This window comes from Chamaesiphon sp. OTE_20_metabat_361 (genome assembly GCF_031364565.1).
In genome coordinates, this window is sequence record NZ_JANLWO010000040.1 from 1 (window position 1) to 6,123 (window position 6,123).

Here is a 6,123-nt window from a genome sequence, read left to right on the forward strand (position 1 = left end):
GCTCAAATCGATTTTACGGATGCTGTGGGAAGAGCGCATGGACTGGTTCTTTGGCATCGACATGGCTATTTACAGCGATCCAGAGCGACCACCGATTGTCCCTGATGGTTTCTTGAGCCTCAATGTCGAGCGCGTTTTTGATGAAAACTTACGCCTGAGCTACACTCTCTGGGAAGAAGAAGTAACGCCGATCCTAGTACTAGAAGTAGTGTCTACTAAACCAGGTGGAGAATATACCACTAAACTCCAAGAATACGCACGGCTAGGCGTACTTTACTACATTATTTACAATCCCAAACGTCGCCGCAAAGCCCGTTTAGAGATCTATCAACTCCAAAACGGCAGCTACCAATTGCAAACCGCCAACCCCCTCTGGATGCCAGAGATTGGCTTAGGCATCGGTTGCGAACCCGCTAACTATGACGGCTTGACAAGAGAATGGCTGTATTGGTACGACGAAAACGATCGTCGCTATCCCACACCATACGAACGCGCCAAAACCGAGAGCCAACGAGCCGAGTTAGAGAGCCAGCGAGCCGAGCTAGAAAGCCAGCGAGCCAATCTAGAAAGCCAACGCGCCGATCGATTAGCCGCTCAGTTACGCGCTTTGGGGATCGAGCCGGAAGTATCCTAAGATCGCGATCGCACTGGAAGCATCTCGATCGAGATCGTACCCGATAATTTGCTCTAGATCGCCAAAATAAGCAACGTATTCCCCATCAAAATCAGTACGATTGCTACAGAGAAGATCGTGAGGAGCCTGGACTTTTAGATTGCTAGTAGATACTTATATTTGTTGGCGGAGGATTTGTTCGACACTGGGATGTAAATTGGGAAATGTTGGCGATTGGATTAGCTCTACACCTTGAAATTCGATCGGTTCGTACCAACCTTCCATCAGCGTAAACACAGTCACTTTTTCCAGTAAAGGATCGACAATCCAATATTCAGGAATATCTAAAACACTATATTCAGTACGTTTAGCACGGTAGTCAACTGTTTTTGTCGATTCGCTCACAACTTCTACTACCAATAACGGCGGAGCTTCGTTCAGTTCGACAACCGCTTCGCGAGTTTGCAAAGTGCGCCATTGCTCCAGTGGTAAAACCATCACATCGGGAATCCGACAGGTATCCCATCTGCCACCTTTGGGAGAGCGCACACCAACCACCATTTGTTTAGAAACCCACGGTTGGCTCGTCCTTTTGATTTCATCGCGAAATTCATTATTAAGAAAATCAGCGATTTCCCCATGTTGCCCGATACCTAAACTCATTGGGATTAGCTCTCCGTTGACTAGTTCGTAACGCCTGTCGGTACCATCGGTATATTTAAGATACTCTGCAAAAGTCAACCGATTAGTGATGGTAGTCATAGCAGTATTTCCACGATGAATTAGTTAGATATTACCATTGTAATGAGCCTGCTGATTCGCCTTGCGATCGCTTCAATTCTGCATCGCGCTCGAACCATTTGATAATTTGCTGAGGGGTCAGATCTTCGATTTTTTCTACCTGCTCTTCCTCAGCAATTTGCTTGAGCATTCGCATCGAAGAAATAGTAATTCGGGTCAAAAACTTCTCATGAATAGATAGCAATGCTTTATCTACTTCTACAGCTTCAGCGTGGGTGAGATATTGGTCGTTATTCATCTTTGCAAGTGTTAGGCGATTGAATCGGTCATCGAAATTAAATAACCACACTGATGCTCTCCATCTACCAGCCAGTGTGTCCGTTCGACCTGACAATCTTCTAGCGCGGTGGCAAACATTTCTAGTTCGTGTCCGCATACCGCTGGAAAAGAGGTCGCAACCTGCGAGATCGCGCAGTTGTATTCAGTGAGAATAAATTTATCATCTCGCCCATCCAAGGGGTGATACTCAGCCATGTAGCCCTCTTGACGGCGTAATTCCACTAGCTTAGCAACTCGCTCTGGCAATTCGCCCTGTCCCAGCTTGTGCCGATAGTCGATACTTTTCTTTTGCCAATGACGGTGGATGATTTCGCTGGCTTGCTCGTAGCCGAGATTATCGACTAAAGTGTCTAGGAACGAGATCGCAAATCGATCGTACTGATTGGGAAACCGATCGCGTCCTTTAGGACTCAGGTGATAGATATGTTGGGGTCTACCCGTGCCTGAAGCTGCGGACTGATAGACGATTAAGCCTTCGGTTTCCAAATCCTTGAGATGGCGGCGAATTGCTTGGGGACTAATATCTAGCGAAGTCGCCAAATCTTGCGCGATGGCTTGCCCCTGTTTGAGGAGATATTCGAGGATATCCTGTTTGGTGGATGATTGCGGCTCTGTCATCATATCAGTGCTGGGTATGGAGAAATGGTCGCGCGCAGACGTGCAAATATTAAAAATTCCGCAAGTTTTGCTACTTTAGCAACAACTATGTTGTTAAATTACGATACAATATGACTAAAGAGTTAAACAATTAGCTTATTGTTTAATTATACGATATTTTGTCTGTCCCAGTCAGACACCTTAACCATCCTTATTCTAGAGAGAACACAGGCGATCGATGAGTAGCGCAGTCCAAAATTTAGTCAATCAACCCTACAAGTACGGCTTTGTCACTGACATTCAGTCCGACCAGATTCCGCGCGGCTTGAATGAGGATATCGTGCGGCTGATTTCGTCCAAGAAAGACGAGCCACAATTCCTGCTCGACTTCCGACTGCGTGCCTATCGTCAATGGCTCAAGATGACCGAACCAACTTGGCCGCACGTGGACTATCCCGCGATCGATTACAACGATATCATCTATTACTCCGCACCCAAACAAGCCGCCAAGAAGTTGGACAGTTTGGATGAAGTCGATCCCATTCTCCTCGAAACATTTGAGAAATTGGGAATCTCCCTCAACGAGCAAAAGCGACTCTCCAACGTCGCCGTTGATGCCGTATTTGATAGCGTCTCGATCGGCACCACCTTTAAGGCACAATTAGCCAAAGAAGGCGTGGTATTCTGCTCGATTTCCGAAGCAGTCAAAGAATATCCCGAACTCATCGAAAAATACTTGGGCAGCGTCATCCCGATCGCCGATAATTTCTTTGCAGCCTTAAACTCCGCCGTATTTAGCGACGGTTCCTTTGTCTACATCCCCAAAGGCACCAAATGTCCGATGGATTTATCCACATATTTCCGCATTAATACCGGAGATAGTGGACAATTCGAGCGGACACTCATCATCGCCGATGAAGGTGCATCCGTTACCTATCTCGAAGGCTGTACCGCACCCGCATTCGACACCAATCAACTCCACGCCGCCGTCGTCGAATTGGTAGTCTTAGATAACGCCGAAATCAAATATTCCACCGTCCAAAACTGGTACGCTGGCGACGAAACAGGTAAAGGTGGCATCTACAACTTCGTCACCAAACGCGGCTTATGTAAAGGTGTCAATTCTAAGATTTCTTGGACGCAAGTAGAAACAGGTTCGGCAATTACTTGGAAATATCCCAGTTGTGTCTTAGTCGGCGACAACTCCGTCGGTGAATTTTATTCCGTCGCTCTAACTAATAATCTGCAACAAGCCGACACCGGAACCAAAATGATCCACGTTGGTAAAAATACCAAGAGTACGATTATTTCCAAAGGGATTTCCGCAGGTAAATCGAAGAATAGCTATCGCGGTTTAGTCAAAATGAATCCGACAGCTAAAGGGGCGAGAAATTATTCCCAATGTGACTCGATGCTGATTGGCGACAGAGCGCAAGCGAATACTTTCCCCTATATCCAAGTTCAGAATCAAACCGCCAAAGTCGAACACGAAGCATCGACTTCTAAGATTGGTGAGGATCAGTTATTCTTCTTCGCTCAACGGGGGATTTCCCAAGAGGATGCGATTTCGATGATGATTAGTGGTTTCTGTAAGGATGTCTTTAATCAGTTGCCGATGGAATTTGCCGTTGAAGCCGATCGGTTGTTAAGCCTGAAGTTGGAAGGTACTGTTGGTTAATTTAGAAGTGCCTACGATTGAAATCGTGGCTGGTGTTGCAAAGTCCGCCTACGCGGACTAACTCATTAGATGGAAATTGGAAGTTTTTTATATAATGAAAAACACGATTGCTATCGATAGATAATTGAATTCGATCTAACTCTCAATGTGGGCAATACTTACCCTACAAAAGATATCGGGTTGATTAAAGTATGAGACAACAACTAAGTATCGAAGAAATCACAAACCGATATTCAGCAGAAGAAAGGAATTTTTCACGAACAGATCTATCGAAACTGCGCTTCGTAGATTGCAACTTTAAAAACGCCAATTTTGAGGATGTTGATTTTACTGGCTCGTGGTTTGAAAGATGTAATTTTGACAACGCTAGTTTTGTTAAGGCTAGCCTTAACAAAACTAGTCTCAATACAACAAGCTTTAAACAATGCAACATGAAACATGTTGATGCAGTTGGCTGTCATATTCAATTTTGTGATTTTAGTAACTCTAATTTGCAATGTGGCAAATTCATGGTGTCTTGGATTTCCGAGAATAAGTTTGAAAAAGCAGATTTGACAAATGCAGATTTTAGCTTTGTTTGCGCGCTAGATGATGCTTTATATACGAAAGGTAAATGTATGAGTACAGTAATGCCTAATCTGAAAATCAGGGATGATATATCAAGCGAGAAGATAGACGTACAAAATTTCACGTCAATAATTAAATTTAGAGACGTTGATTTTGATGAGACGGAAATAATTAGCAAGTGTAAAGATAATTATAAGCTCTTCGTAAAAGATGAAGATATGTGCAAATACTTGTTAGAGGAAAATTATGTCTCTCTAGGAAAAGTTGTATCAACGCTGTTACACTGTCATGAATTAGAACTGTGGAATACTTCTAGCACAAATTTAGAGCGATTACAGCAGTTAAACAAAAAAATAAAATCTAGAGCAGATAGTTAATAGCAAATAAAAGTTCAGTAAAAAGTAGGGTGGGCACTGCCCACCAATCATGAATGTCGATAGATAATTGAATTCGATCGAAAGCTAAATGTGGGCATTGCCCACCCTACAAAATTAACGCTTTAAAATGGTTGCGACACCTGTAAAAAATCTTATCTTAGAAAGCTTTCTGGCTCTCCCAGAAACTAAACCTGCCAGTGAGTATATTGATGGAAAGATAGTTCAAAAGCCGATGCCTCAAGGAAAACATAGTCTATTGAGGATGAAACTAATGACTTTCATTAATTCAATTTTAATGGAAGCAAAAATAGCGATCGCATTTCCAGAGCTAAGATGTACTTTTGGTGGAAGATCGATCGTTCCTGATGTAGTTGTCTTGAAGAAAGAAAATATCCCAAAAGATGATGATGGCGAAGTTGCTAATGTGGTGACAACTGCACCCAATTGGGTAATTGAAATCTTGTCTCCAGACCAAAGCACGACTAAAGTAATTAAGAATATTCTTCATTGTTTAGATAATGGTACTGAAGTAGGCTGGTTAATCGATCCTGCTGAGAAAATGATCTTAGTTTATCAACCCGATCGACAAGTGCAAGTAGTGGATATCCTCGAAGCTGAATTAATCGTACCTGAATTTGCTCGATCTGTTAAATTAACGGCTGGTGATGTCTTTGGCTGGCTGAGGTTGGAATAAAATCGAGATCAAGATATATTTATTCAGTGATATGATAAGAAACTAGTTGCTATCGATCGAACATTATTAAAGCTCAATTAAACAAATCTAAATTATGATTAATCCTAATAGTCCAGTTATCCTCTCGATCGAGAACCTGACGGCAAACGTCGATGATACCCAGATCTTAAATGGCGTAAGTCTCGAAATCAAAGCTGGTGAGATTCACGCCATTATGGGGCCGAATGGTTCGGGCAAAAGTACATTATCTAAGGTGTTAGCCGGACATCCAGCCTATACGGTTACTGGTGGAACGGTTACTTATAAAGGAGAAAACTTATTTGACTTAGAACCTCAAGATCGGGCACGTTCGGGTGTATTTCTGGCTTTCCAATATCCACTTGAAATCCCTGGTGTAAGTAACTTAGACTTCCTTCGCGTGGCTTATAACTCTCGTCAGAAGCATCGAGGATTGGAGGAATTAGATGTATTTGATTTTGACGACTTGATTCAGGACAAATTAGAGATTGTCAAAATG

8 protein-coding genes are annotated in these 6,123 nt (G+C 43.1%); 5 read left to right on the forward strand and 3 right to left on the reverse strand.

Going from position 1 to position 6,123, the window contains the following annotated elements; all coding sequences use genetic code 11:
• A partial coding sequence (locus RMO35_RS00970; RefSeq protein WP_309737934.1) for a Uma2 family endonuclease occupies positions 1-634 on the forward strand: 634 nt, incomplete at its 5' end.
• Positions 635-787: 153 nt separating this feature from the next.
• Here the strand turns inward: RMO35_RS00970 and RMO35_RS00975 are convergent.
• The 3 genes from RMO35_RS00975 to sufR are packed head-to-tail and all read right to left on the reverse strand — an operon-like array spanning position 788 to position 2,314.
• Entirely contained in the window at positions 788-1,375 is a 588-nt protein-coding gene (locus RMO35_RS00975) for a Uma2 family endonuclease (RefSeq protein ID WP_309737935.1), read from the reverse strand.
• A 31-nt stretch (positions 1,376-1,406) separates the two neighbouring features.
• Positions 1,407-1,652 (reverse strand): hypothetical protein, encoded by a 246-nt coding sequence (locus RMO35_RS00980; protein ID WP_309737937.1) that lies wholly within the window; start codon positions 1,650-1,652, stop codon positions 1,407-1,409.
• Positions 1,653-1,663: 11 nt separating this feature from the next.
• Positions 1,664-2,314 carry an iron-sulfur cluster biosynthesis transcriptional regulator SufR gene (gene sufR, locus RMO35_RS00985; protein ID WP_309737939.1) on the reverse strand — a complete coding sequence of 217 codons (651 nt, stop codon included), beginning with the start codon at positions 2,312-2,314 and terminating at the stop codon, positions 1,664-1,666.
• A 214-nt stretch (positions 2,315-2,528) separates the two neighbouring features.
• Between sufR and sufB the strand changes: the two genes are divergently transcribed.
• From sufB to RMO35_RS01005, 4 genes are all read left to right on the forward strand, one after another.
• The gene (gene sufB / locus RMO35_RS00990; protein WP_309737940.1) at positions 2,529-3,968 is read left to right on the forward strand and encodes a Fe-S cluster assembly protein SufB; all 1,440 of its coding nucleotides are present in this window, start codon (positions 2,529-2,531) and stop codon (positions 3,966-3,968) included.
• A 191-nt stretch (positions 3,969-4,159) separates the two neighbouring features.
• Complete coding sequence (locus RMO35_RS00995) at positions 4,160-4,912, forward strand: pentapeptide repeat-containing protein (RefSeq protein ID WP_309737941.1); 753 nt, start codon at positions 4,160-4,162, stop codon at positions 4,910-4,912.
• 127 nt (positions 4,913-5,039) lie between these two features.
• Complete coding sequence (locus tag RMO35_RS01000; RefSeq protein ID WP_309737944.1) at positions 5,040-5,606, forward strand: Uma2 family endonuclease; 567 nt, start codon at positions 5,040-5,042, stop codon at positions 5,604-5,606.
• 94 nt (positions 5,607-5,700) lie between these two features.
• Positions 5,701-6,123: ATP-binding cassette domain-containing protein (locus RMO35_RS01005; RefSeq protein ID WP_309737945.1), on the forward strand; the 423-nt coding region annotated here is incomplete at its 3' end.

Excerpts from the sequence above, each read along its gene's own strand:
- RMO35_RS00975 (WP_309737935.1), bottom strand. The coding sequence starts at position 1,375 with ATGACTACCATCACTAATCGGTTGACTTTTGCAGAGTATCTTAAATAT.
- RMO35_RS00980 (WP_309737937.1), bottom strand. The coding sequence starts at position 1,652 with ATGAATAACGACCAATATCTCACCCACGCTGAAGCTGTAGAAGTAGAT.
- sufR (WP_309737939.1), bottom strand. The coding sequence starts at position 2,314 with ATGATGACAGAGCCGCAATCATCCACCAAACAGGATATCCTCGAATAT.
- sufB (WP_309737940.1), top strand. The coding sequence starts at position 2,529 with ATGAGTAGCGCAGTCCAAAATTTAGTCAATCAACCCTACAAGTACGGC.
- RMO35_RS00995 (WP_309737941.1), top strand. The coding sequence starts at position 4,160 with ATGAGACAACAACTAAGTATCGAAGAAATCACAAACCGATATTCAGCA.
- RMO35_RS01000 (WP_309737944.1), top strand. The coding sequence starts at position 5,040 with ATGGTTGCGACACCTGTAAAAAATCTTATCTTAGAAAGCTTTCTGGCT.